This window comes from Cutibacterium sp. 37298 (assembly GCF_023838685.1).
GTDB classification, from domain to species: Bacteria; Actinomycetota; Actinomycetes; order Propionibacteriales; family Propionibacteriaceae; genus Cutibacterium; species Cutibacterium acnes.
Map to the genome: position 1 here is coordinate 56,483 of NZ_JAJNRJ010000002.1, position 25,742 is coordinate 82,224.

The window sequence follows — 25,742 nt, forward strand, 5'->3', positions numbered from 1 at the left end:
GGATCGACGTACCTGCGGGGGTTTCGACGCGGGATCCCGAAATCGTCGGGCTGGTGGCAACAGTCGTCACGGGCGCACTTGCCCCGAGACGCGGACGGTGGTGGCCATCGCTGGCTCCATCCCGAGAAGCACGAGGGCGCACACGCCAGGACTCTCACCAGAACGCCAGAACCAAGGCGCGGGGTTAACCCCGGCCGCATCTCGCAAGATCGTTGTCTGGATGGGGTAGCGTCATGGGCACCATGACCGGTTTACGCTACCCGCTTCGGTGGGAGTCCAGGGCTGGTCTTCGTTCTTCAAGATCGCAGAGGACTGGGTGCATCAAAGCAAGTCGCTCAAGAACAGGGATGACCGGTGAAGGTCTTCTCCAGCCAAGTCCCGTGACGTGTCGCCTCCTTGTGCAGCCTTACGCTCAAAGGAGGCGACGCAATGCTATCGCTCAATATCTACTGCGATGAGAGCACGCACCTACCCAATGATGGCCGACCATATATGGTCCTTGGGGCGATTGTGTGTCCGGTGAGCCGTTCGCGCGAGGTTGCCGTCAGGTTACGTGAGATTCGCGTGAAGCATCAGATTCGTCCTGATTTCGAGATCAAATGGACCAAGGTATCGCCGGCGAAAATTGAGTTCTACCTATGACGTCATAGATTATTTCTTTGACGACGATGATCTCAGCTTCCGTGCAGTTGTTGCTCCGAAGCGGTGTCTTGACCATTTGCGCTTCGAGCAGACACACGATGACTGGGAACACGCTGCTGAGGGTGGTCGAGGGTGTGGCCACCGTCGAGCTGGTGGGTTACCTGGTCAAGGAACTTGTGCCGGGGGAGATGCTGGTACTGGCGGCCACGAGTGTGTTGGATTGGGGTGCGGGAGCATCTGCGTAAGGTGTGCAAGGGGCCGCGGGTGGTGGCGGTGGCGTTCGGTGCGGCGTTGAAGGAGCTGGATCCAGCAACGACGATCGGGCTCACCGCCTCGGTGGACACAGGCGATCACGTCATCTACACCTATCCGCTGTATCGCGCGAACGCAGACCGGTTCGTCAAGGCACCGGTGTTGGCGTTCCGCAAGGCCGGGTATGACGCCACGCCTGCCTCGGAAGAGCAGCAGCCGCGTGATGCTTTCGCTCTGCGGGTGATCAAGCAGATTCACTATGACGCCTATGCGCAGGCCAACAATCGGCCGTCGCTGAATGCGATTGCCTTCGTAGTGTGCTCCAACGTGGACCACGCCATCCCTCTCGAGAGGGATGGCGGCCATGACAAGGCGAACGTGAGGCCGTGCCACTCAGCCAAGACTGCCCGTGAGGACGTGTGGTGGAGGAAGGCTCCGCGCGTCTACTTCTACTAATGCGGCTTCTACTAATGCGGCGCCGTTGCGCCATGTCTCGCGGGCCTCAACTTTGTGAGCTTCTGGGGCCAGTTCGCGCGACGTGGTGGATCCTCACGGCGTTGGTGAGAGGTTGGGGCCGTCGGGTCTCTAGAGTTGGCCGGCTCCTCAACGATGGGGGGCTAGCCACGCACAAACCCCGAATTCAAACATGTATTGACCTTTAGCGGGTCAAGAAGCGACGTTAGCGTGCGAGGGTCCTCGCGTAGGCGCGGGTTTTCTTGGCCGCCCACTCGTAGTGGGAACTGGTCGCCGACACAAAGTAGGAACCCAAGCTGGTCGTCCCCGTCCACCCGAAGTGCTTCTTGGTGAACAGCTCGTCGTTACTGAAACCTTCGATCATACCGAGTACGTGCTGGTGTGATGCTGCCAAGAGATCGCGAGCTGCTTCGTAGGTCGTATTCTGATGTTGGCGGACGAACTGTTCGTTGAGCGCGGCGTAGTTACGCCACGTGTACGGTTCAGGAAAGAAGCCTGTGAGGGTGCCAGCCTGATTGGCACTGACCCATACGGTGACGAGATTTTGCCATTCATGCAGGTGGATCACGACGTCACGTAGGCATTTGTCGCGCTGCCAATGTGCCTCAGTACCGCCTGTCAACAGCGCTGCCGGGAATGGCGCGTCGGCTTGCTCAGGAGTGAATCCGTCCCATAACTTCGTGAGCTTCGTGAAGGAGGCACTCGCTGCGGCCAACAGTTCGCTCTTCGTCGTCGGTCTGGGCATGCGATCATCCTAAACGACCCGAACCGCACGGGCAGGATGGACTGGAGGCATCCTTGGCGCCGTGATCACGTGTGCAGGCCAGCTTTGAGGGTAAACCCGTGGTCCGGCTGTCGCGCGATACCGGTATCGAATACGTCACCCTTGGCCGCTATCTTCGGGTCAACGAGACATGCCGATATCCGTGGTCTACCGGTGTGCTCTCCATTTGGCAGTCAGCGTTGAATCTTTTGTCCACGAAGCCGGGCAAAAGATGGGATGGACAGTCGACTAGAGAGGCCTCGGTCGTTTTGGTAGCGCTCATGAGGCCACTTTATCGGCGTGGTAGTCGTCATCATCTTGAGTTGTGTCTTGCATAACCTTGGTTGTGTAGGTCATATTTGGGGTGCGGAGTTGAGGTTCACGCAGGACCGGGTCGGCAAGGCTCACGTGCGTCACGTCGTTGCTACTTGTGAACCCATCCCGATTGTCACCAAGTGTGGAGACGAAGGTTGGTCGTACATCGGGGTCGACGACCGTGGCCTCGAACTCGAGGTTGTCGCCGTTGATATTCTCGAAGGTCTCCTGGTTATCCACGCCATGCCGACTGCGCTGAGAGGACGCTGACATGCGAGCCACACCCAAGATCACTGTGGACACGCCCATCGGGGCCGACGTAGACCTTGAAGCCGAGGATGTACGTACCAGCACCGGACGACGCCTTACCGACACCGTGGTCGACGAACTCGTTGAGGCGGCCACTGAGGCCCGCGGTGTGGGTAGGCCATCGCTGAGTTCTCCCGGCGTGCGTTCGCCGTCGGTGACCGTGCGGCTTCCCCAAGGACTCAACGCCAAGCTCGACCATGAAGCTGCGCGTACTGGGAAGCGACGCTCCGAGATTGTGCGTGAAGCGCTCGAGGCTGCGCTCGCATGAGGACTAGCCTCCCCAACACCTGATACGTGCAGGTTAACGGCGCTCATGCTGCCGCCGCCTCGTCGGAGTCGATGAGGTCGGCAAGATCGTCGGTGCTGCCGAGAAGCCGGTGCAGGATGGACAAGTCCTTCATGGTGACACGGATTGTGGGCGCGGGAGCCTCGAGCTCGCCTGTGCGATGGCTGAGGAATGGGCTGGAAAGCTTGTGGGTGAGCCTGCAGTTGTCGATTTGGGTCTGGTAGGCATGCCATTGTTTGCGCTCGCCTGACCGATAGATCCAACCCGCGCCGGCCATGGAGGCGAAGAGGCGATTTCTGCCGGTGGAGATGTTCGCGTCCCTCGACAGCACCTTGGCGGCATGATCGACCGACATGTCGTCATAGCAGGCGGCCATGGTCGTCCAGGGCTGTGCTGCCGGCTCGAGTTCCTTGGCGCGGAATTCGGCTGCCTCGCGGGCGTCCTCGGCATCGATGATCATGTGGGTGGATCGCCCTATGCTTGATGCCAGACTTTCTGGTTGTCGTCGGAGTCATCATCGCTGCCTAGCAGATGGCCTATTGCCGCGGATTCCCACCATCTCCACATATCACGATCAACGCTCCTTGCCAGGGGCGTTTTCATAGGCACGTGCGGTTTGGTGATCGTAAAGCGGAGCCATTGGAACGATTGAAAACGAATCTGAGAGTAGCGTAGAGGCCACGGTGTACATGCACCTGGCTAGACGTCGAACCCGTGGCCCGATCAAGAAGCAGCGCAACGGATCGCTACCGGTCCCAATTCGTCGTACCGAGCGGTCATGTCCACGCTGCCCTGCTGACATTTTGCACCTATGCGGGGCGGTGTAGGCCAGGCTTTACCTGCTGAAGTCGGTTGCCCCAAGCAGTGTGGCCAACCGTAAGAGAACGGGCACATGGCGGTGGCGAGTGTCGACGCCCAGGGCAAACCACAGAAGCCACCGATGGCCGGCATCCTGCCTGCTGTCGCGTCGAGCACGGCGACAAAGGTCTGGATGAATGTCTTGAGGGCGCGTTCACTCCCACCAGTCTAAAAAGCTTTGTCAGTCATCATTTTACCTTCCTTTTGATGTCGACTAGTGGAGCCCATCATGGTCAGGGGTTGTCGTCGTGATCGGACTTGTGGGGCGCCGAACTGTAGATTCCTGCCATATCGGCCCGTATTTGGGCGGTGGAAAGCTTCTTGCGAGTGGGGACGTGGTGACGGGTGCAGATGTCGCGCGCGAGAATGAGGTCTTCTCCACGGCAGTCACATCCGGGTGGTAACCGCTGCTCGTGGGTATAGGCATGTTACCGGCTGGCAAATGAGGCATCGAAGCTGCTGTTGGAGCATATTTCTATGCTGATGGAATGGGTATGTAGGCGGGCATAGTAGACGACTGCATCCTCGATGCATACATCGTACCTCCATGGATATGTTACCCATGTAATGGGCAGGAGCGGATCGAGTTGCTGAGGTGAAATATTCTGCTGCTGGCACCGCTTGCTCTAATAAGGGCGACAATAGGAATCCAGCATCGGGGCATGGTGGGTGAAGTACGGCTGTTCCGGGATAGATTGTGGTGGCATTCATGATGACAGGGCGGAACATATATCGCGGCATTTCCTCCCTTCTTAGGTTGACTGGAAAGGGGATATGACACCCATCGTCCTGGGTCTGACAGGGGTAGACAATATAGCTTAGAAATGTGTATAAGTAAGATGTTTCTCGCAATGAAAGACGATATGTCACGAGTTTTCTGGTGCTGTTTCCCGACACGGAACCGTTAGTTTGAACCAATTTTGAACTGAGGACACCAAGTTGACCCCCTGGTGTGCAACGATGCTTCTTGCTTGCAGTTGCGAGCAATTGTTCCCGATGAAAGGAACCCACAAATGAAGGTTAAGTTCTTAGCAGCGCCGCTGGTTGTTGGTGCCTTGATGGCGCCGGCAGCTTTCTCTGGAGCGACAGCTCATGCTGCCCCGGTTGCCCCCATGGTTGCGGTGAGCGCCACTCAGCCCAATAAGACCCTTTCTGTTGCGGAAGCGCAGAAGGAGTTGCAGGTTGTCAATGCCCGTATTGCCTCGCTTCTGGATACCCAGAAGAGCGCAAAGGAGGCCTTCGCACCCGCGAACGTCACCAACATCATTGGTAAGCTCCTCGAGACGGCCAAACGGATCAAGGAAGCACTCGTCAACATTATTAAGGGTGGGGTTGCCTTCCTGAAGTCGATCCCCACTCGTGTCGAGTTGCTGGTAACGATGGTCGATACCGTCAATGGTGCAGCCCACACCCTGCAGGACAAGGCCCAGCCAGCCCACTCCCACGTGTTCCTTGAGTTGGTTCACGCCAGTGTGCTGCTGGTGGCCGTGAGCGCCACTAGCGATCAGCTGAAGGACGAAATGGCGGCTGTGAAGAAGGCTCTTGCGGAGGCTCAGAAGATGCCTGACATCAAGCCCAACGATGGGGCCACCTTCTACACCAAGGCCAAGCTGGCCCGCGTGCTTCGCCAGATTCGTTTCGATCGCAACACCTGTGTGCTGCCCTTTAAGCGCTTGGGCACCATTTACTTCTTGAGCCGTGCCCTGCTCAAGGCCACTGGTGTGCTGATGGAACCGCTGGTGCGTGTTTCCGAGGTCGATCAGGCCATCACGGACGTCAAGGCTGCCTACCAGGATGCCCTCAAGGCTCCCAACAGGTTGCTGACCCCGGCAGTGCCGGCCGTCTGCGCGCCTGCTCCGGCCGCCTCCTGATGCTGTTGTTCTGACACTTGCATCGAGATCATTTACGGCATGGGCCCATTCCTTATTGAGGGGTGGGCCCATGTTCGTGTTTACGGCTTCTTCTCCTCCGGGCTCTATTGAGGTGGCGGTGTGGGGCACGTGGTTACGTCCCGCCACGACGTCGGATGCGTTATCGCTGAAATGAACTACGGGGTGACTGGACACGCACCCAAGTGATGAAATACCTTGCCCTTTGTGGCTTTCGAAATCCGCTGGTCTAGCCGGGTCGGCGGGGATGGAATGCCTGTCGGTGCTATCGGGCCCTCGGCTCCCCTTTGGTATCCCGAGTGGGCTTATTGACCCTGGCACATCTATGTCCCGAACTGGCCCCAGCTCACACCCGTGCGGGGCGTGGCAGCAACCCGTCAACAGCCTGGCACGTCGCATCGAAGTGGAATCGGGGTTGGCCTGTGATCATCTTGAGAGTCCGTTGACGATCGTGCCCCGATTCCCCGCCCGTGGGTGACACAATGGACCTTGTGATACTCGCGAACCCTCTCAAGGTCGGTGACCTGCTTGTGGCAAGTCGCCAAATTGACGAGGGTATTTTCTACGAGTCCGTCGTTTATCTCATCGACGTCGCTCTTGACGGCGTCCTTGGAGTTATCGTCAACCAACCATGCACAGCGGGGACCTTGTACAGACAACTTCCTGGCTGGGTGCATTTAGCTACCCCGCCGCAGGATCTCTTCCTCGGCGGTCCGATGTCGCCAAATGGGGCCATCTGCCTGGCCCGAGTGCAACGCTCGAGTGAGGAACCTCCCGGATGGCGACGTGTCCAAGGACTGACTGGTCTGCTCCACCTCGACACCCCGACTGAACTTGTGGAAGGTGCGTTTACCGACGTCCGGATCTTCGCGGGATACGCCGAATGGGTGCCCGGCCAGCTAGAGGCCGAACTCATTCGCGGAGACTGGATCAGAGCCGTCGCTCACCCCGAAGACATCTTCTCCTCTGAGCCGCGAGGTTTATGGCGGGCGGTGCTGCATCGTCAGAACGGCCCCGCGGCGTTGCTCGCAACGGCGACCGACACCCCTGCCCTCAACTGATCACCGGCCAGGAGTATGGGGGCTACCATATGCACCATCTCAGAATCCAGTCAGGAGGTCCACGGTGGACGCCGCCGGTGATTATGGGCCGATTCTTGTCGTTGACGACGACGCGGCCCTAGCGGAGATGCTTCAGCTTGTCCTCATCAAAGAAGGGTTCTCGACAGCATGGGTCGGGCACGGCAGCGATGTCATGGATGTATTCCGCGAGCACCGGCCCGCCCTGGTCCTTCTCGACCTCATGCTGCCCGGGCGTGACGGTATCCGGATCTGTCAGGACATCCGACGTGAGTCAGGCGTCCCGATCATCATGCTCACTGCTCGCTCTGACACCCCTGATGTCGTCCAAGGACTTGGTGCCGGAGCCGACGACTACGTCTGCAAGCCGTTCCGGTCCGCCGAGCTTATCGCTCGTATTCGTGCCCGGTTGCGCACACCCGTCGCCCAGCGTGAGGAGGGCGAGGTCATTACCGTCGGGGACCTGACGATTGATCCTGCTGCCCATCTGGTTCAACTGGGAGGCGAGGAGATCTCACTCACTCCGTTGGAATACTCCCTGCTCGTTACGATGGCCCAATACCCCAAAGGGTATTCAGCAGGGAGACCCTATTGCGTGAGGTATGGGGATACACCAACATCACCGATACTCGGTTGGTCAACGTCCATGTGCAGAGACTGCGTTCTAAGGTGGAGCGCAACGCGGACCATCCCCAGATGATCGTCACTGTTCGTGGCATCGGTTACCGCATCAACACCCCTGGGGAGGAAAGCTGATCACCCTGGCGGGGCGCGCCGGTCGTGGTCGGCGGCCGGGTTGGTGCCCATCGTGGCTGACCGGACCTCGACGGCTGTGGTGGTCTTCCCTGCCGCTGCGCACGGTTGCTGTCACTTTGTCGAGTAGCCTCGTCATTCTCATTGTTGGTGGCTTCTTCCTCGTTCGTCAGGCCACCGCTGGCATCGTTGAAGCTAAGCGTACCTCGGCCATCGCCGAGGCGACCGCGACCATCAATCGGATTCAGGGGCAACTGCGCGACACCGATCTGCGTACGGCATCCCTCTATGAGCGGCTCAATCTTCTTGCTGACGACGCCGCGAGCCAGTCCGACCAATACCACGTCCTCATTCAGGGACCGGTTTCCGGCCTCATCTCCCAAGGCGTGTCCCCAGATTCGGTCCCGACGGACCTGACAGCGATGGTGGGGGAGTCCAACGGCATGTGGACTGCCCCCACGACGGTGCACTACACCGACCACGTCCGTCCAGATGCCCCCGGAATCGTCGTTGGGTCGACGCTGTGGTCGCCAGAGGCCAGCCAATCCATCCCGGTATATTTCATCTTTCCCGAGACTCAGGAGGTTGCTGCCGTCGAGCTATTGCGTCGCAGTGTCATTAGCGTCGGCGCTCTCATGGCCTTGGCTATTGCAGTTACGACCTATTTGGCGACTCGTCATATTTCCTTGCCGATTCGCCAAGCGTCCATCACTGCTTCAAAACTGGCCAAAGGCGCCCTTGGTGAGCGGATGGTGGTGCGCGGGACCGACGATCTGGCGACCCTAGCATCGTCCATGAACGACATGGCTGCGCAGCTGGACCGACGCATCGGTGAACTCGAGAAGTTGTCGAGTCTGCAACAGCAGTTCGTTTCTGACGTATCCCACGAGTTACGCACGCCGATGACGACGATGCGGTTGGCCTCGGAAATGATCGAGGCCAACCCGGACGATCCGGTGCAAGTGCGATCCGTGGAGCTCATGCGCGCCCAGATGGAGCGGCTGGAACTGCTTCTCGCTGACCTGTTGGAGATCTCGCGGTTTGACGCCGGTGCTGCCCAACTCAGCCTAGAAGACTGTGACATTGTTGACTTGGTGCGGTCCGAGATCAGCGACGTCACACCGTTGGCCGATCGTCTAGGAGTATCGATCGCGCTCGTCGCCGAGGCTGCTCAGACCGCCGAGGTAGATCCGCGTCGTATCAGCCGCATCATCCGAAATCTGGTATCCAACGCCGTCGAGCACGCTGAGGGCAAGACCGTTGAGGTCACGGTGGTGGGCAACGACTGTGCGGTGGGAGTCGCTGTGCGTGATCACGGTGTCGGGTTTGAGGCATGGCAAGCTGAGAAGGTCTTCGGACGATTCTGGCGAGGCGACCCATCACGGGTGCGTACTGTGGGTGGCAGTGGCCTGGGGCTGGCGATCTCGCGTCAGGATGCGAACCTTCATCATGGCTGGCTGACAGCCTGGGGACGCCCGAACCAGGGGGCCTACTTCCGATTGGTGGTTCCCAGACAGCCCGGCGGAGTCATCGTCAAGTCCCCGCTCCCCGCATCTCCGACCGATGCCGACCGCTCTGACGACGAGGAGGAACGATGACTCTACGCCCTTCCCGGCGTGCTGTGCTGTCAGCTGCCGCTGTCTTGCTCACCGGATGCTCCGAAGTACCATCCCAGGGCCCAGTGAAGCGAGCCGATGATCCCCGCGCCGCCGCGCGGGAAGGCATCGACGTCGCTCCCCATCCTCCTGCAGACGGCGCATCCATCGACCTCGTGGTGGGCGGGTTCCTGCAGGCGATGGCGAGCGCGCGTGACGACTACCGGGTCGCGAGGTCTTACCTCACTAGAGACATGACAGATCGATGGGATCCTCATGCGAAAGTCACCATCTACGACGCCACGAACCATAAGCCGACCAGCACCGTCGCTACCGCAGCGCTTCAGGCCCCCGTGGTGGGGCAGATCGATTCCGGAGGCCACTATCATCCGACTAGTTCTCAAACTCTCAACCATGACTTCGGAATGGCGCAGGAATCGGGTCAGTGGCGTATCTCCCGGCCTCCAGAAGGGGTGCTCATTTCCCAGTACACCTTTCAACGGAGCTGGTCGACGATTCCCATCTACTTTTTGACAGAGGCGGCAGACCGCCTCGTGCCCGACGTCATTCATCTTCCCAGTGCCGCCGCCGACCCAGATGCCGCTCTTCGGGCGATGACAGCCGGGGTTCCCAAGCCTCTCGATGCGGTGCTGCGAACGGCCTTGCCGGACGGGGTGACGGTGACGGGGACGACGTCGGTGGATGCCGTCGGTGTGGTCACCGTTCCGTTGAGTGCTTCGGCGGCCCAACTGTCGCCATCCCAGCGGCGTCTGTTAGCCAGCCAGGTCACATGGACCCTGAATGGTTTCGCAGCGATATCGCGCGTCCGGTTTACTGCTGGTGGCTCTCTGCTTTCGCTTCCGGAGGCGGCAGAAGATCAAACCGTGTCCGCAGATCTTTACGCCGAGTTCATCCCCCTTCCCGCTACCCACTCACCGACCGTGGTCGCCGTCATCAAGGGGCAGATGGGGCGTGTCGCGGCCTCAGGACACAACTTCCAGATCATGCCCGGAGCACTGGGGCGAGAAGCGACCACGAACAACAGTGTGGCGGAGGTCGCATCTACCCAGCTTACGATGCCAATGATCTCCCCGCGCAGCCCAGGTGCGGTCTGGCATGCGGTCTCAGCAGATCGACGTTCATTGCTCACCTGGCAGGAAGGGAGCGAGGATATCCAGGTGTTGGCCACTGGCGTGAACTTGCTGCGGCCTCAAGTGCTCGGCGATCACAGCATCATGACCTTTTCGGACACGGACCCGACGCTGATCGTCATCGGATCAGACGGCACCCGAATGTCGACCGTCGTCGATCTCGGTGGGCGCAGGGTGAGGTCGTTCAGCGTGGCCCCTGACGCGGTCCAGGTCGCCCTCGTCCTTGAACGGGGGAAGACACGTGCGCTGGGGATCGGGCTACTGTCCCGCCAGGAAGGCGCGGTCCACCTCAGTCACATAGCCGACATCCCGCTGTCCTCCTCAGACGTGAATCTGTCGATCATTACCGACGTTGCATGGCTATCTCAGACTCGGTTGTGCGTGCTGGGTCGTGCAATCGACGCTGGTGTCACGACCCCTTACGAGATCGCCGTCGACGGATCTGGCGCGACGTCAATGGGTCAGCTCACCGCCACTAGCATGGCGGCCGTCGTCGCGTTGCCGAAGGAAACGGGCACCGAGGCAGTCGTGTTGAGCGAGGACGGGATATTGCTGCGCCACGAGGACAGTTTCCGCTGGCGTCAGATCCTCCAAGGTGTCAGGGCCGTTGCGGTCACTGCTTGACCCTTCCGCCGAAGCAGGCCGAGCCACGAAACTAATGGATCGTGAATACACTCGAATCGCTGGCGGATCTGTTTCTGGGGGCATGTTGTCCCGGTTGTACAGCGCCTGGAATCGGAATCTGTCAAGCGTGTCTGGAAGCCGTGAATCCGGCGCCACGGGTCATCCTTGACGGACCGCCCCCGATCATCGCCTGCATGGGCTACCACGGTCCGATCCCGGGGATCGTCACCGCCCACAAGGACCGCGGTGCTACGTGGCTCACTGATCAACTCGGCCAATGGCTGGCCTGTGGACTAGTACCGGCCGTGGCTGCCGCTCCTGGGCACGTTGACGTTGTCCCAGTGCCGTCATCGAGGAGGGCAGTCAGGAAACGAGGAGCTGACCACGCTGCCGACATGACTCGTTCGGCCTTGGAATGGCTTAAGGGACCTGAGGCAACCGTGAACCAGCTGCTGCATCGAACCCGTCAGGTGGCCGATCAGCTCGAGGTCGGCGATGAGCAGCGTGGTGTCAATCAACGAGGGTCTATGAGGGCCGATCCTGGGAGCGGAGACGTCATTATTGTTGATGATGTACGCACGTCCGGAGCGACGGTGGAGGAGGCCTGCCGCGCCTTGACCCAGTCGGGACGACAGGTGCTGGCCATCGTCGTCCTGGCTGACGCCGCGACCGCGACGCGATGGCCGTGATCATGACGAGATCCTCGGTATGATCACGGGGCGGGTCGCATCGTCACCGAGCGCGTCGAAGCTTGCCAAACACCTGTTGGGAACGTTCCGTATGGGCTAGCGTAGACACATGGCACGACCGAACGGCACCCGGATCTCTCATCAGAGGGTGGAACACGGTCGTGCCTTGTGTGTCAGCGTCGGAAAGACCGATGCAAACCCCAGCACAGGAGGTTGTCATGGAGGTCATCGTTTCGGGACGGCATTGCCACGTCAGTGACGACGTGCGCGCCCAAGTCGAGGACAGGCTCTCCGGGGTCGAAAAGTTGAAGGACCGGGTCCAGCGCGCCGAGGTGGTTTTCACCGCCCAAGGCACTAAGGGACCCAAAGACCAGGCCATGACGTGTGAGATCACGCTGCGCGCTAAGGGGCCGGTAGTGCGAGCCGTCGGACAGGCGGAGGACAAGATGGTTGCCTTTGACATGGCCGCCGATCGGCTTCGCACCCAGTTAGTCAAGGCTGCGGATCGTCGTCGCAGCCGCCGCGGGCTGCGTGTTTCTCAGGTCCTAGACATTTTACCTGAGGAGAGCACCGACGATGCACCCGATATCCTCACCACAAGGACGATCGCAGGTGACGTGGAAGTCACCGGGGATAGCCCCATCTACGTTAAGGAGAAGATTTTCCAGGCCGTCCCTCTGACCCTGGCCCAGGCTCTCGACGAGATGGAATTAGTCGGTCATGACTTCTTCCTCTACCTTGATCAGGATTCCAAGCGGCCTAGCGTTGTGTACCGGCGTAAGAAGGGATACAACTACGGCGTCATCCATCTGGACCTTGACCACGAGTAACACCTCCTGAAGTTTCGAGGTCGCGGCGATGTGGGTCTTCCCGCATCGCCGCTTGTCATGTTGGGGTGATTGACTCTCTGTGGCTTCCGGTGCCGGCATGGCGGAGATGCCGGCACCGCGTGTTCATGAGGTAGATCGAGCTGCGGCGTTCTTGGTTCGGCCGGGGACCCCCTAGGATGGGGGCGGTGGCTTCACTACGCCACTCGTCGGGCATATGCTCAGACGGTTACGACGTCTACTCCTTGAAGGACCCGCCCCGTGAACCTCATGGATCGCGTGCTGCACGCCGGTGAAGGCAAGATCATCCGCCGACTCAACCGCATTGTCGGCCAGGTTAACAGCATTGAGGAGGACTACGTCGCCATGGACGACGACGAGTTGGCCGGTCAGACCGCCGACTTCCGTCAACGTCTTGACAATGGCGAGAGTCTGGATCGTCTCCTCCCAGAAGCCTTCGCGACGGTACGTGAAGCCTCAAAGCGCGTGCTGGGTAAGCGACACTTCGATGTTCAGATCATGGGTGGTGCAGCCCTCCACCAATGCAACATTGCCGAGATGAAGACCGGTGAAGGCAAGACGCTGGTCGGTTTGCTTCCTGCCTACCTCGAGGGCCTGCTCGGCGAGGGTGTACATATCGTCACCGTCAATGACTACCTGGCCCGAGTGCAGTCAGAGCAGATGGGCCGTGTGCACCGGTTCCTAGGATTGTCGATCTCGGCGATCCTGTCGGACATGCCGCCGATGGCCCGCAAGGAGGCCTATAAGGCCGACGTCACCTATGGCACGAACAACGAGTTTGGCTTCGACTACCTGCGTGACAATATGGCCAGTTCGCTCAGCGAGTGCGTGCAGCGCGGTCACCATTACGCGATTGTTGACGAGGTTGACTCCATTCTCGTTGACGAAGCTCGTACCCCGCTGATCATCTCTGGACCTGCCGAGGAGAACAAGCAGTGGTACCCGGAATTCGCCAAGATCGTCTCGCGGCTCGAACGCGACGTTGACTACGAGGTGGACGAGAAGAAACGCACCGTCTCTGTACTTGGGCACGGAATTACCGTCGTTGAGGAGAGGCTCGGTATCGAGAACCTTTACGAGTCAGCGAACACTCCGCTTATCGGGTACCTCAACAACGCCATCAAGGCCAAGGAGCTTTTCCACCGCGACAAGGACTACGTCGTCGTCGGTGGTGAAGTCCTTATCGTTGACGAGCACACCGGCCGGACTCTTGCTGGCCGTCGTTACAACGAAGGCCTCCACCAAGCCCTTGAGGCCAAAGAACACGTCGAGATCAAGGACGAGTATCAGACTCTCGCCACGATCACCCTGCAGAATTACTTCCGCATGTACGACAAGCTCGCCGGCATGACGGGTACCGCTAAGACCGAGGAAAGCGAGTTCCAGAAGATTTACGGTCTGGGAGTCATCCCGATCCCGACGAACCGTCCGATGATCCGCAAAGATCAGAAGGACCTCATTTACCGCACCGAGGATGCCAAGTTCGACGCCATTATCGCCGATGTTGTTGAGCGTCACGAGGCGGGCCAGCCGATCCTTATCGGCACTGCGTCGGTGGCCAAGTCGGAGCTGCTTTCCGAAAAGCTCAAGCGTGCCGGTGTTCCGCACAAGGTGCTGAACGCCAAGCACCATGAGTCTGAAGCCGCTATTGTCGCCCTGGCTGGCCGTAAGGGGGCCGTGACGGTGTCGACGAATATGGCTGGCCGTGGTACCGACATTATCCTCGGCGGCAACCCCGAGTTCCTCACCGAGCTTGACCTGCGGGAAAAGGGCTTGGACCCCCTCGAGGACCAGGACGCGTACCAGACTGCGTGGAACAACACCCTGGCCAAGTACGAGGAACAGTCCCAGGCTGAACACAATGAGGTCGAGGGGCTTGGCGGCCTTTATGTCATTGGCTCGGAACGTCATGAGTCTCGCCGTATCGACAATCAGCTGCGAGGACGTTCCGGTCGACAGGGCGACCCCGGTGAGTCGCGGTTCTATCTGTCGCTGCAGGACGAGCTCATGCGGCTATTCAAGCCCGAGGTCATTGACCGTGCCATGGTGACCCTCAAGATGCCCGAGGACATGCCCATCGAATCGAAGTGGGTGTCGCGACAGATTGAGAGTGCCCAGAAGCAGGTCGAAGCGCAGAACTTCGAGATGCGAAAGAACGTCCTTAAGTACGACGATGTCATGAACCGTCAGCGTCACGTCATCTATGGCGACCGTCGCAAAGTCTTGGAGGGGGCTGACGTCGAGGCTGAGTTGCGTGCGACTACCGACCGCGTTGTCGAGGCGGGCGTCCGCAAGTACGCCGAGGGTTACTCGGAGGACTGGGACCTTGACGCAATGTGGAACGAGATTGGGACTGTATATCCGGTTGGTTTGGACCCTGACGAGTATGCCGATTGCCAGGACGTTGAGGAACTTATTGAGGACTTTAAGGCCGACGCCCAGGAGGCCTACGATCGCCGCGAGTCCGAACTCGGCGAGGCAACTATGCGGCAGCTTGAGCGTGAAGTCCTGCTGACGGTGTTGGATCGCAAATGGCGCGAACACCTCTACGAGATGGACTACTTACGCGAAGGCATCGGTCTGCGAGCCATGGCGCAGCGTGATCCGTTGGTCGAGTACCAGCGCGAAGGTGGCGACATGTTCAACTCGATGATGGATTCTTTCAAGGAGGAGGTCGTCGGGTTCCTGTTCAACCTCGAGATTGAAACCGGCCCGCAGGTCGGCCTGGTCACCGACGATGGGGGCAACCCGGTCACGGCTGACTCAGTGCTCCCCAAGGTGAATCGTCCACGACGGGCCTTGACCTATTCGGCGCCGGATGAGCAGGGCGAGGCAGAGACAACCTCAGAAGGCGGACAGAAGCCCCGCGGCGAGGGGAACCGCGCCGCCAGAAGGTCCGCGGCGTCGAAGAAGCCAAAGAATCGCCGCAATAAGAAGCGTCGGTGAGTGGTCGACGGCGCCAGTTCCACGTGGCTGGCGCCGTCGTTATCATCCCAGCCCGACGGTCTCACAGGTGATTTTCTTCAACGTCAATAACGTGGCCACCTTGGGGTTGAGGACCAGTTCGACGGCGTCGAGACGCCAGGCACGTTCCTCAAGTATCAGGCTGGTGGCCAGCGGTAACCGTCTGCCCCTGAGGTCAAGCAGACCCACCCCGTCGACCCGGTTGTCGTCGTAACTTACGCGTGGCTCACCAACGAGGAGCATACGGCTCCAGCCCGGGCCGCGAGGCCAACGTCTCATCGTCGCAACTGCACGAGTGCTACTGGCCTTGACGAGCTGGCTCATAGGTCGTCGTCCAGCCATCGTCTCCACGATGATGATGTGGGCTGCGCGGGTGAGCCTTACCGCCTCGTAGCGAGCTTGTGAGTCATCTCCGTTGCGGCTCAGTGTCGGTGCCGATGAGACGATACATAGTTCGTCAGGCCACCAATCCCGATCAAGTTCCAAAAAGATCCCGGAATGGTCTACCAGTGCCGAGTTGAGTGGTATAGGCGAGGATGTCGTCGTCATGTACCCAAGGACAACGCATGAGATACCATAAGCGGAAGGGTTGTTCGGGAAATCTGTGGACAACTCTGGTGAGCGAATCGTTCCATCATCTGGGATGTCGCGAACCAATATATGGTTCTTGCTCGCACTTGAGTAGCGTGGATCATGGATCTGGGGCCACGCCGACCAAGGAGGGTTCAATTGTCGACATCCACCATCGTCTTCATCCCGACCAGTGCGGAGCGGGCTCATCAACTCGTTGCTGCACCAGGGAAACAGGTAACGGCTTTCACGGTTACCGAGGAGTTGCAATCCATCCTTGATGTCACCGATCCGGAGGAAACCGAGCATGCCGCCATGGTCATCGGTTCTGTGTGGGGATTGACCCACACTGGTCGACGCTTGGTACTCGTAGCTCACGTCCCGTCTGAGCAGATCACCGACCATGAGGAGGTCGACAACGGCGGAGTGACTCTGACACATCTCGAGCCTTCTCAGATCACCGCGTGGTTCGCTGATGATGACGACGCTCACTCACGGGAGGCGGCGGAGGCAGTCAAGGGCATGACTATTGATGACGCGTGGAACGACGTCACTATCCAAACCCTTATCGGTGAGCACGAGTTGTCATGGCATGACGTCACCGAGGAGCTTCCTGCGGTCAGCACCGACCCGGAGGGTTTCCGCGGTCTTGAGTGATGCTGACCGCCTCGTGTGGTCCGGTGTGGTGTTCAGTGAGAGGCTAACCAGTCGTTGCCAGCATCCTGTTGCATGTTAAAGGCCTGAGTGATGTGAGGAGCTGCGGCTTTTTCGAGTTTCTTACCAACTAAAGGCACCGACACTGTGAATTTTCCAGTATAGATAACCTCAGTTCCGGTGGCGTCGGGGCGCACTGATGCGTGTCCATCCGCTTTCGCAGGCATGCCTTGAGGGACGATCTGGAGGCTACCCTCGCGTGATCCGTTGGGGCCGGCTGGTTGCCACGACAGCGTTTGCTTGGCGGTCAGAGTCGAACCGACGAACTTGGTGATCTGGCTGGGGGCTGGCATAGCTACGTCCAAACTCAGTGAATCCCCTGTAACGACGGCGTTGCTGGTCGTGCCACCGGCACGACGGTGGACGTCTTGCCACCATGCCGGATCAGTCATCATAGCGACGACTTGGTCGGGGGTTGCGTCGAAATGGGCCCGTGAATTGATGTCCATGCCACCATGATGCCGGACGGTTACGGCACATCTCACACTATGCCTGTGCGTGGTGGTTCAGGCCAAGGCATTGACCCTTGTAGAGTTCTCGATGAGGACCACGTGGAGGTGGCCCCGTGACCATGACGAAGGTGACCTGATCGTGTCAGAGATGGATGAAGTCATCCCGGCTCTCGTGGCAGCTGTGCAAGAACAGCATGCCACCGGAGATCATTACCGTGACGATGCGATTCGTCAAGCGATGGAACACCAGGCGCAGCTCGCACTGCGACCTGGGCCGGTTCGCGTTGACGTCATCGTCGATCCGCCGTGGTCAGACGGGCAGATAAATTCTGTTCAGGTCGTGACGGGTGACCGTCCTTTCCTTGTCGACACTGTGGTGTCCTGCTTGCTGAGGCACGGGTGGAGGGTCGAGGACGTCCGGCATCCGATCATCGGTGTGAAACGCGACCGCGGCACGATTGAGGCGGTCGGAACGCCCGGTCGGGGAGGTTGTGCCTCGGAGTCGTGGATCCACATTGATGTGACGGCCCCGCTTGGTACCGATATCGGACAGGCAGCCGAGCAACTTCGTGACGATCTGTGTGCGTGCCTCGATCAGGTTGTTTGTGCCACCGATGACTGGGGGGCAATGCATGAAGCAATGCTGCGCACCGCTGAGCTCGTCAGCGCTTCCTCAGGACCAGCCGATGATCGCGATTCGAGTCGTGAGTTACTCGAGTGGCTGGCTGATGATCACTTCATGTACCTCTCCTACCAGGAATTCGCGGTTGATGGCGAGACGATGACTCGGGTTGCAGGTACCCATCTTGGTATCGCTGAAGAGGGGCCGCGATTTGACGCCGTTCCGCATAATGACGATAAGGCGACCGTTATCGTCACCAAGGATTCGGTGCGCTCGGCAGTACAACGCAATGGTTACCGCGATTACATCGGGGTAAGGATTCGTGACGAGCATGGCGCCGTCGTTGCTGAGCACCGGTTCCTTGGCCTGCTGGGGTCCGCGGCGTACACGGAGTCTGTGGCCCATATTCCAGTCTTGAGGGCTAAGGCGTCTCGTATCCTCGCGCTGTCTGGCTATCGCGCTAACTCTCATAGCGGAAAGGCGGTTGTTCGCACGATTGCTGAGTTCCCGCGTGATGACTTCTTTGAGGCGTCTGCCGAGGAACTCGTGCCGCTTATTATGGCCATTGTCGATCTGCGTGAGAAGCAGCGCTTGCGTGCCCTGGTGCGTCGGGGTCCATGGGGTCGTTTTTTCCACCTTCTTGTCTTTGTTCCGGCAGATCGTTTCGACGCCAGCACTGTCGGCGTCGTTGAGGGAATTGTGGCTAAACGCACTGGCGCGGTGGAAGTTGACTCGACCACCATGATGGGGGAGTCCTCGCTGGTACGGATCACAGTGACAGCCAAGGTTGCTGATGGACAGGTGCTACCACCGATCGACGACGAGAAATTGCAGGCTGAACTTGCAGATGCCACCTCGAACTGGGATGACGAGTTCATCACCTTGGCCAGTGCCATTCCTAGCAACCGACGAGGAGTCGATTTCGGCCCCGAATACAAGCAAGAGTTCACCGCCAAGCAGGGCATTTTGGATCTGGAGCTCCTCAACAGCCTGGCTGAGGATGATCTGGGACTAGTGATGTATCGCCCCGATGACCCAGCTGATCCGTCTGATTTGCGACTAAAGATCTTCAACCAACGGGCTCCGATGACACTTTCTCAGGTGATGCCACACCTGTCGAGCCTGGGTGTTCAGATTATTGACGAGCATCCACATCGCATCATATTGCGCGGGCGAGAAGTGTGGCTGTTCGACCTTGGTCTGCAAACTTCTGGTGAGCTATGGAAGGTCGCTGGACGACGTCGTTTCACCGAGGCGTTTGCAGCGTCGTGGAAGGGGGAGTGCGAGTCTGACACCTTCTCCGGATTGGTGACTGAAGCTGGACTGTCGTGGTCCCAAGTAGCGATGCTGCGCTGTATCGCTCGGTACTTACGACAGCTCGGTAGCCCTTTCTCACAGACGTACATGGCGCGGGCTTTGCGGGCTAACCCGAACCTGGCAAGGGACCTAGTGGGGATCGTTGAGGCGAAGTTCGATCCCACTGCTTTTGATGATGGAGTTGACGCCGGTCCGCAGCGTTTGGCTAAGGTCGAAGAACTGTCCGAGTCCTTCCTCACTGACCTTGAGGAAGTGGCTTCGCTTGACCACGACCGCATCTTACGCATGATGCATGCCGTCATCAGGGCTATGATCCGTACGAACTGGTGGCAGAGCGGTCGACGGGCGTTGGCCTTCAAGGTCCGTCCTACCGATCTCGGCTTTGCCCCGGCCCCGCGGCCCAAGTTTGAGATTTTCGTCAACTCGCCACGAGTGTCCGGAACCCACCTGAGGTTTGGTGCCGTGGCGCGAGGTGGCCTGCGATGGTCCGATCGCCCCGAGGATTTTCGCACCGAAGTACTCGGCTTGGTCAAGGCGCAGATGGTCAAGAATTCGGTTATCGTTCCGGCCGGTGCCAAGGGCGGATTTGTGCCTGCTCATCTACCCGATTCAACGACCAATCGCGCGGAATGGGCTGCAGAAGGTAAGGAGTGCTACCGCATTTTCGTGTCTTCGTTGCTGTCGCTGACAGATAACGTTGTTGAGGGTAAGGTCGTCGCCCCTGAGGACGTGGTTCGTCACGACGGCGATGACCCGTACCTTGTTGTTGCGGCCGACAAAGGCACAGCAACTTTCTCTGATACCGCAAATGCCATCGCTGCCGAACACCACTTCTGGCTTGGTGACGCTTTCGCCTCTGGCGGTTCGCATGGCTACGACCACAAGGCGATGGGTATCACGGCCCGTGGCGCGTGGGAATCAGTCACTAGGCACCTTGCGGATCTAGGGATCGACCAGGCTACCGAGGATTTCACGTGCGTTGGCATCGGCGATATGTCGGGCGATGTCTTCGGTAATGGCATGCTGTTGAGCAGGCACATCAAATTGGTTGCTGCTTTCAACCACCGCCATGTTTTCGTCGATCCGAACCCAGATCCTGAGACAACGTGGCAAGAGCGTCGCCGTCTCTTTAACCTTTCTCGCTCGAGTTGGAGCGACTACGACTCTTCCCTTATCTCTGAGGGTGGTGGCGTCTGGGATCGCACCTTGAAGTCGATCCCAGTGAGCCCGCATATGCACGAGGCTTTAGGAATTGACGCTTCGGTGAACCGGATGACGCCCGATGACCTCATCTCCGCGATCCTGCGAGCCCCCGTCGATCTGTTATGGAATGGCGGCATTGGCACCTATGTGCGCGCTACCAGTGAAACTGATGCCCAGGTAGGCGATCGTGCTAACGATCCTGTGCGTGTCACCGCCAAGGAGGTTCGTGCGAAGGCTGCCGGTGAAGGTGGAAACCTAGGTTGGACCCAGGCTGGCCGTATCGAGTATGCCCGCAATGGTGGCCGCATTAACACCGACTTCATCGACAACTCAGCAGGAGTCGATACCTCGGACCACGAGGTCAACATCAAGATCCTCCTGGACGCTGAGGTTGCGGCAGGCCGAATCAGCGAACAAGAACGCGATAAATTGCTGCCGACCATGGCGGATGATGTTGCTTCCCTCGTGTTGCGCCACAACCATTCACAAAACTTGGCCTTAGCTAACGCATTGAGCTCAGATGGCCCGACTGCGGGAGTGTTAGAAGCGTGGATGTGCGAGTTGGAAGAGTCGGGTCATCTCGATCGCGCTGTCGATACCATGCCGTCGACCACTGAAATGAACCGGAGAATGGCCGCAGGGGAGAGACTCGCTAGTCCGGAGCTGTGCACTCTGCTGGCTTGGACGAAGATCGCCCTGTGTGATGCCGTGCTGGCGACAGACTTGCCGGAGGATCCTTTCGTTGCGGACCGCTTGGTGGGCTACTTCCCGCCACTTTTGAGGGAGAGGTTCGCTGAGCGGATGCCGACACATCGGCTGCACCGTGAGATCATCACGACCGAGGCTGTGAACCGTTTCGTAGATTCGCAGGGTATTACGGCCTATTACCGGTTGCACCTACAGACGGGGGCAGACATTGCCCAGGTCATCCGATGCCAGCTAGCAGCACGCTCGGTGTTCGGACTAGGGCGAGTCGAAACGGATCTTACCCACCTCGGGTTGGATGCCGTCCGTACCGCCAAGATTCGACTCGCATTGACAGACCTTGCCATGCATGCCACCCGATGGTTCCTCAACCATGGTGGCGCCGACGACATCGCTGGCACTATCGAGACCTACCGGCCTGGTGTAGCTACGCTTGTTGAGAAGTTGTCTGAGCGGCTGCTTGGCGACAGTGCTGATGCCTGGCAGGAGAAGGTCGACGAGGTCACCGAGCTTGGGCTTGATCGTTCTGACGCCGCAGTTGTTGCCGCTTATGACTGGAGTCCAGTACTCCTCAGCATCGTAGAGATTTCGGAAGAGGGCCACCCTCTTGACGAGGTTGCGGATGCTTATCTGACGCTGGCTCGCCGTGTCGACATGATTCGCCTCACCAGGCTCGTCGAGCAGCTTCCGCAGGATCGTCCGACGGATGCCAGAGTGCGGGCGAGTTTGCGAGAAGATCTGTTGCGAGTGATGTCGGACGCGACCCGACGCGCCCTTGTGATTGGAACAGACAATGTTCTGGCAGACGGTGGTCGTATTGTGAAGTCGATAGCGGCAAATCCGGATCTAGCGCACTGCGTCGTGATGGTCAGTGATCTACGGTCCGCCGTGGGCCAGGAGGTCACATTGTGAGAATTGATCTTCACACCCACTCCACGATCTCAGACGGAACAGACTCACCGACCCGCCTCATGATGAAAGCTGCCGGGAGTGGTTTGGACGTTGTCGCCCTGACTGATCATGACACCTTTGATGGGCTGGAGGAGGCCCAGGCAGCCGGACAACGTTTTGGTGTCCGGCTGCTGCCCGGCTTCGAGATGACATGTCATATCGGCGGCCGAGACGTGCATCTGCTCGGTTATGGTGCCCGTCCCGACGATCCGGTATTAGGTAGGGAATTGCAGGCCACCCGAGCATCGCGAGCAGGACGTCTAGACGCTATCTGTCAACGGCTGTCTGACGCCGGGATGACGGTAACAATTGACGATGTGCACCGGACCTCCGGGTCTGCTTCCAGCCTGGGTCGCCCTCATGTCGCGGATGCAATGGTGGCTAAGGGATATGTCGAGGACCGTGATGAAGCCTTCCGCGACTGGTTGTCAGACGGAAAACCGGCCTATGTGCCAAGGCGCAGCGTGGCACTAGAGGAAGGCATTGACCTCATCCACAATGCCGGTGGTGTTGCTGTGCTAGCTCATCCGTGGGGAAGAGGAGCGCAGCAGGATCTCACCCCGCAGGTGATCGCGTCCCTGTCGGCGTACCACCAGTTGGACGGGATTGAGGTCGAGCATCAAGATCATGACCAGGTCGCCCGTCGGATGCTCTTCGACTTAGGCGGAAGGCTCGGATTGGTCCGGACTGGCGCAAGTGATTATCACGGGTCCGGTAAAAGGGATCACGAGTTGGGGTGCAATGTGACCCGTGAGACTGCGTATCGAGAGCTGGTGACGAGGATTCAGCTGCGCGGTGGAGTCCTTCGCGTCCGGTGAGACTGCTACAGTGACCACCATGACGAGTGCACCTGCGATTGCCACCTCGTGGTGGCGTCGTTGCGTGCGGCACTGACAATGTGATGGCCGCCTTGCCTGGCGCGTCTCCTCGTCGCCGGGAGCGGCGAGGAAGGATTAACAACGATGACCAGCGACGCCCCCGGGATTGGCTCGAACGCCGCCACTTTGGCGCGTTCCCAGGCTCGCAGTGACAAGGTCGAGGCTGATTTGGCGGTCCATCCTGACAAGTGGCGCATTCTTACCGGGGACCGTCCTACTGGCAGCCTGCATATCGGTCACTACTTCGGGTCGCTGGCGAATCGGGTACGCCTGCAGAACAAGGGCATTGAGTCTTTCCTTGTCGTCGCTGACTACCAGGTTATCTATGACCGCGATGGGGTCGGTGACCTGCAGGCCAATGTTATGTCGAATGTCGCCGATTACCTGGCAATCGGCATTGACCCAACGCTTACCACGATTTTCACCCACTCAGCGCTGCCAGCTCTCAATCAGCTGCTGTTGCCCTTTTTGTCTTTGGTGACTGACGCTGAGCTGCGTCGCAATCCGACTGTCAAGGACGAGTTGGCTACGTCAGAGCGTCCGATGTCCGGTCTCATGCTCACCTTCCCGGTACATCAGGCCGCTGACATCCTCTTCTGTAAGGCGAACCTTGTTCCCGTCGGGCGTGATCAGCTTCCTCACATCGAGCAGACCCGTGTCATCGCGCGTCGTTTCGACGAGCGGTACGGGCGCGCCGAGGCCTCCAAGCCCGTCTTTCCCGAGCCTGAAGCATTGTTGTCGGCGACTCCGCACGTTCTCGGCTTGGACGGCACCAAGATGAGCAAGTCGAAGGGTAACGCCATCGAGCTCGGTATGACCGCAGACCAGACTGCAAAGCTCATCAAGAAGGCCAAGACCGACGCTGACCGTCACATCACGTGGGATCCGGAGAACCGCCCGGAGGTCTCCAACCTGCTGCTGCTCACCGCCCTGTGCGAACACGATGATCCGGCTACCATCGCTGAGGAAATTGGTGATGGTGGCTCTGGCACTCTCAAGAAACGTCTCACTGCTTCCCTCAACGACTATTTCGCCCCCATTCGAGAGCGTCGTGCCGAACTGGCAGCTGATGAGGATCACCTTCGTGAGGTTCTTCGTGATGGCAACGCGAAGGCCGCTGCGGTAGCAGACCAGACGTTGGCGGAGGTGCGCGAAGCTATGAAAATGGTGTACTGAGGGAGTTGTTTCGTAGTCTTATCGCGCACCAGTGTGCCAGTAGCCTCATGGTGCGGGGCCTCGTCAAAAAGTGATGTCTTCCTGGGCGTTGAGCTCGGGATGGCGCGCCTTGTTGCGTTTAACGGCTGGCCAGGCGACGAGCATAACGGCGATGTACACCAGGGCTGCAGCCAGCACGATTCGATTCTGGGGATCGAGCACCATGAGGGCCGTCACCCCGGCCAAGCTGACAATTCCGAAGATACCCGTAATTGGGTAACCCGGCATATGGAAACCGGAATCTGTGATCCGACCCTCATTCACTCGTCGGCGCAACACCAACTGGCACCAGAAGATCGTCGCCCATGTCCAGATAACACCGACCGCAGCCGTGTTAATGGATATCTCGAAGGCACGCTCGGGAACGACGTATTCGAGTCCGACCCCCAGTAGGAAAACGCTGGCGGTCATGAGGATGCCACCGGCGGGTGTCTTGAATCGGTTAAGAGTACCCGCGAATTTTGGAGCTTCTCCTGCGGCCGCCAGCGATTTGAGGACTCGACCCGTCGCATACAACCCGGAGTTCACCGAGGAGAACGCAGCGGTGATGACGACGATATTCATGGCGTCGCCTATCCATCCCACTCCCATGGCCGAGAATGCCGTAACGAAGGGCGATTCATCGGCGGAGTATTCCTTATACGGCAGCAACATGGCCAGCAAGGCCAAGGACCCTAGGTAGAACACAACGAGCCGGAAGACAACCGCATGGACGGCTTTGGGGATAACTTTGCGGGGATTCTGCGTCTCCCCGGAGGCGGTGCCCACTAACTCGATGGTGGCATAGGCGAAGATGACACCTTGGATGACCAGGATGAGGGGCAGAACCCCCTGTGGGGCGAATCCGCCGTCGAATCTCCATAGGTTCGACACCGCTGCGCGGTGTCCACCGACGTTGACGTGGGAGGCCACTAGGCCGATGGCCACGATGATGAACGCTGTCAAAGCCACAACCTTGAGCAACGCTGCCCAGAACTCGAATTCTCCGAAGGCCTTAACACTGATGAGATTGACCGACACGAGGATCATCAAGGCGACAAGTGAGGGTACCCACATCGGCAGGCTGGGCCACCAGAATTGCAGATAGGTACCGATGGCAGTCAACTCAGCGATGCCTGATGTCATCCAGTTCAGCATGTACATCCAGCCAACGGCATAGGCCCAGCGATCGCCGAGAAGTTCCCGGGCATAGGACACAAAAGAACCGCTAGAGGGGCGGTGAATGACCAACTCGCCGAGCGCTCGCATGACGAGGAAGGCGATCACTGCGCAGAACGCGTAGGAGATGAGGACCGCTGGTCCGGCACTGCGCAGGCGGCTCCCTGCTCCAAGAAAGAGACCGACCCCGATCGCCCCGCCAATCGCCATCATCTGGACCTGGCGATTGGTCAGGGTCTCGGCATAACCTTGGTCGCCGCGATCGACGATCGGTTGGATCTCTTCAATTGTGGCGGCTCGGGGATCGTCACGGGTCACGCTGACCTTGGGGCCTTGCGGATTGTCCTCGTGTGATCGCTGGGTTGTATGGGTCATCATCGACCTTCCAGTACGACTGATTAAGCTGCACGTGGGGTTCCGGTGAACCGGAAACGCCGCGCATTTTGTTCAGTGTAGGGGGTGATGC

General features: G+C 59.2%; 21 protein-coding genes and 4 pseudogenes. 16 read left to right on the forward strand and 9 right to left on the reverse strand.

Annotated elements, in window-relative coordinates:
- Positions 1–492 precede the first annotated feature (492 nt).
- The 3 genes from LRP59_RS12220 to LRP59_RS04705 all read left to right on the forward strand — a co-directional run bounded on the left by LRP59_RS12220 (position 493) and on the right by LRP59_RS04705 (position 1,350).
- Complete coding sequence (locus LRP59_RS12220; RefSeq protein ID WP_002513356.1) at positions 493–642, forward strand: hypothetical protein; 150 nt, start codon at positions 493–495, stop codon at positions 640–642.
- A gap of 98 nt (positions 643–740) precedes the next feature.
- A complete protein-coding gene (locus LRP59_RS04700) occupies positions 741–887 on the forward strand; it encodes a hypothetical protein (RefSeq protein WP_002513357.1) in 147 nt (48 codons plus the stop codon).
- A 22-nt stretch (positions 888–909) separates the two neighbouring features.
- Positions 910–1,350, forward strand: a complete 441-nt coding sequence (locus LRP59_RS04705; protein ID WP_197089092.1) for a restriction endonuclease — start codon at positions 910–912, stop codon at positions 1,348–1,350.
- Positions 1,351–1,573: 223 nt separating this feature from the next.
- Here the strand turns inward: LRP59_RS04705 and LRP59_RS04710 are convergent, their stop codons facing one another.
- From LRP59_RS04710 to LRP59_RS04720, 3 genes and pseudogenes are all read right to left on the reverse strand, one after another.
- A complete protein-coding gene (locus LRP59_RS04710) occupies positions 1,574–2,113 on the reverse strand; it encodes a ClbS/DfsB family four-helix bundle protein (protein ID WP_002513359.1) in 540 nt (179 codons plus the stop codon).
- Between the two features lie 65 nt (positions 2,114–2,178).
- Positions 2,179–2,329, reverse strand: a pseudogene (locus tag LRP59_RS04715) (cytidine deaminase).
- A gap of 81 nt (positions 2,330–2,410) precedes the next feature.
- Positions 2,411–2,719: a hypothetical protein gene (locus LRP59_RS04720; RefSeq protein WP_002513360.1), complete on the reverse strand. Its 309-nt coding sequence runs from the start codon at positions 2,717–2,719 to the stop codon at positions 2,411–2,413.
- Positions 2,720–2,822: 103 nt separating this feature from the next.
- Here LRP59_RS04720 and LRP59_RS04725 point away from each other — a divergent pair, with 103 nt between their 5' ends.
- Positions 2,823–3,023, forward strand: a complete 201-nt coding sequence (locus LRP59_RS04725; RefSeq protein WP_032499663.1) for a ribbon-helix-helix protein, CopG family — start codon at positions 2,823–2,825, stop codon at positions 3,021–3,023.
- Positions 3,024–3,066: 43 nt separating this feature from the next.
- Here the strand turns inward: LRP59_RS04725 and LRP59_RS04730 are convergent, their stop codons facing one another.
- The 3 genes and pseudogenes from LRP59_RS04730 to LRP59_RS04740 all read right to left on the reverse strand — a co-directional run bounded on the left by LRP59_RS04730 (position 3,067) and on the right by LRP59_RS04740 (position 4,886).
- Positions 3,067–3,501, reverse strand: coding sequence for a phage antirepressor KilAC domain-containing protein (locus LRP59_RS04730; RefSeq protein WP_002521488.1), 435 nt, complete (start codon positions 3,499–3,501; stop codon positions 3,067–3,069).
- A gap of 631 nt (positions 3,502–4,132) precedes the next feature.
- Positions 4,133–4,517, reverse strand: a pseudogene (locus LRP59_RS04735) (hypothetical protein).
- Positions 4,456–4,886: pseudogene (locus LRP59_RS04740) on the reverse strand (hypothetical protein). Before LRP59_RS04740 ends, LRP59_RS04735 begins: the two co-directional pseudogenes overlap by 62 nt.
- Before the next feature lie 26 nt (positions 4,887–4,912).
- Between LRP59_RS04740 and camp1 the strand changes: the two are divergent.
- The 8 genes and pseudogenes from camp1 (at position 4,913) to secA (ending at position 15,473) form a co-directional block, all read left to right on the forward strand.
- Complete coding sequence (gene camp1 / locus LRP59_RS04745) at positions 4,913–5,770, forward strand: CAMP factor pore-forming toxin 1 (protein WP_002513364.1); 858 nt, start codon at positions 4,913–4,915, stop codon at positions 5,768–5,770.
- Between the two features lie 500 nt (positions 5,771–6,270).
- Positions 6,271–6,849: a YqgE/AlgH family protein gene (locus tag LRP59_RS04750; RefSeq protein WP_002513366.1), complete on the forward strand. Its 579-nt coding sequence runs from the start codon at positions 6,271–6,273 to the stop codon at positions 6,847–6,849.
- Positions 6,850–6,913: 64 nt separating this feature from the next.
- A pseudogene (gene mtrA / locus LRP59_RS04755) lies at positions 6,914–7,623 on the forward strand (MtrAB system response regulator MtrA).
- Positions 7,624–7,712: 89 nt separating this feature from the next.
- A complete protein-coding gene (mtrB, locus tag LRP59_RS04760) occupies positions 7,713–9,218 on the forward strand; it encodes an MtrAB system histidine kinase MtrB (protein WP_254935082.1) in 1,506 nt (501 codons plus the stop codon).
- Complete coding sequence (locus LRP59_RS04765; RefSeq protein WP_236887494.1) at positions 9,215–10,990, forward strand: GerMN domain-containing protein; 1,776 nt, start codon at positions 9,215–9,217, stop codon at positions 10,988–10,990. Before mtrB ends, LRP59_RS04765 begins: the two co-directional genes overlap by 4 nt.
- A 194-nt stretch (positions 10,991–11,184) precedes the next feature.
- A complete protein-coding gene (locus LRP59_RS04770) occupies positions 11,185–11,679 on the forward strand; it encodes a ComF family protein (protein ID WP_148378420.1) in 495 nt (164 codons plus the stop codon).
- A gap of 218 nt (positions 11,680–11,897) precedes the next feature.
- Positions 11,898–12,509 (forward strand): ribosome hibernation-promoting factor, HPF/YfiA family, encoded by a 612-nt coding sequence (gene hpf, locus LRP59_RS04775; RefSeq protein ID WP_002513371.1) that lies wholly within the window; start codon positions 11,898–11,900, stop codon positions 12,507–12,509.
- A gap of 267 nt (positions 12,510–12,776) precedes the next feature.
- On the forward strand, positions 12,777–15,473 hold the full coding sequence (gene secA, locus LRP59_RS04780; protein WP_002533453.1) for a preprotein translocase subunit SecA: 2,697 nt from the start codon (positions 12,777–12,779) through the stop codon (positions 15,471–15,473).
- Positions 15,474–15,515: 42 nt separating this feature from the next.
- On the opposite strand, the gene LRP59_RS04785 is transcribed toward secA, so the two are convergent.
- A complete protein-coding gene (locus tag LRP59_RS04785) occupies positions 15,516–16,040 on the reverse strand; it encodes a hypothetical protein (RefSeq protein WP_002521497.1) in 525 nt (174 codons plus the stop codon).
- 180 nt (positions 16,041–16,220) lie between these two features.
- Here LRP59_RS04785 and LRP59_RS04790 point away from each other — a divergent pair, with 180 nt between their 5' ends.
- On the forward strand, positions 16,221–16,718 hold the full coding sequence (locus LRP59_RS04790; RefSeq protein WP_002513374.1) for a DUF6912 family protein: 498 nt from the start codon (positions 16,221–16,223) through the stop codon (positions 16,716–16,718).
- A 32-nt stretch (positions 16,719–16,750) separates the two neighbouring features.
- On the opposite strand, the gene LRP59_RS04795 is transcribed toward LRP59_RS04790, so the two are convergent.
- Positions 16,751–17,224: a DUF2505 domain-containing protein gene (locus LRP59_RS04795; RefSeq protein WP_002513375.1), complete on the reverse strand. Its 474-nt coding sequence runs from the start codon at positions 17,222–17,224 to the stop codon at positions 16,751–16,753.
- A gap of 91 nt (positions 17,225–17,315) precedes the next feature.
- Between LRP59_RS04795 and LRP59_RS04800 the strand changes: the two genes are divergently transcribed.
- The 3 genes from LRP59_RS04800 (at position 17,316) to trpS (ending at position 24,079) form a co-directional block, all read left to right on the forward strand.
- On the forward strand, positions 17,316–21,986 hold the full coding sequence (locus tag LRP59_RS04800) for an NAD-glutamate dehydrogenase (protein WP_102046168.1): 4,671 nt from the start codon (positions 17,316–17,318) through the stop codon (positions 21,984–21,986).
- Between the two features lie 2 nt (positions 21,987–21,988).
- Positions 21,989–22,843: a PHP domain-containing protein gene (locus LRP59_RS04805; protein ID WP_073885314.1), complete on the forward strand. Its 855-nt coding sequence runs from the start codon at positions 21,989–21,991 to the stop codon at positions 22,841–22,843.
- Positions 22,844–22,987: 144 nt separating this feature from the next.
- Complete coding sequence (gene trpS / locus LRP59_RS04810; protein ID WP_002513378.1) at positions 22,988–24,079, forward strand: tryptophan--tRNA ligase; 1,092 nt, start codon at positions 22,988–22,990, stop codon at positions 24,077–24,079.
- A gap of 63 nt (positions 24,080–24,142) precedes the next feature.
- Here the strand turns inward: trpS and LRP59_RS04815 are convergent, their stop codons facing one another.
- Positions 24,143–25,654 carry an amino acid permease gene (locus LRP59_RS04815; protein WP_002513379.1) on the reverse strand — a complete coding sequence of 504 codons (1,512 nt, stop codon included), beginning with the start codon at positions 25,652–25,654 and terminating at the stop codon, positions 24,143–24,145.
- Between the last annotated feature and the right edge of the window lie 88 nt (positions 25,655–25,742).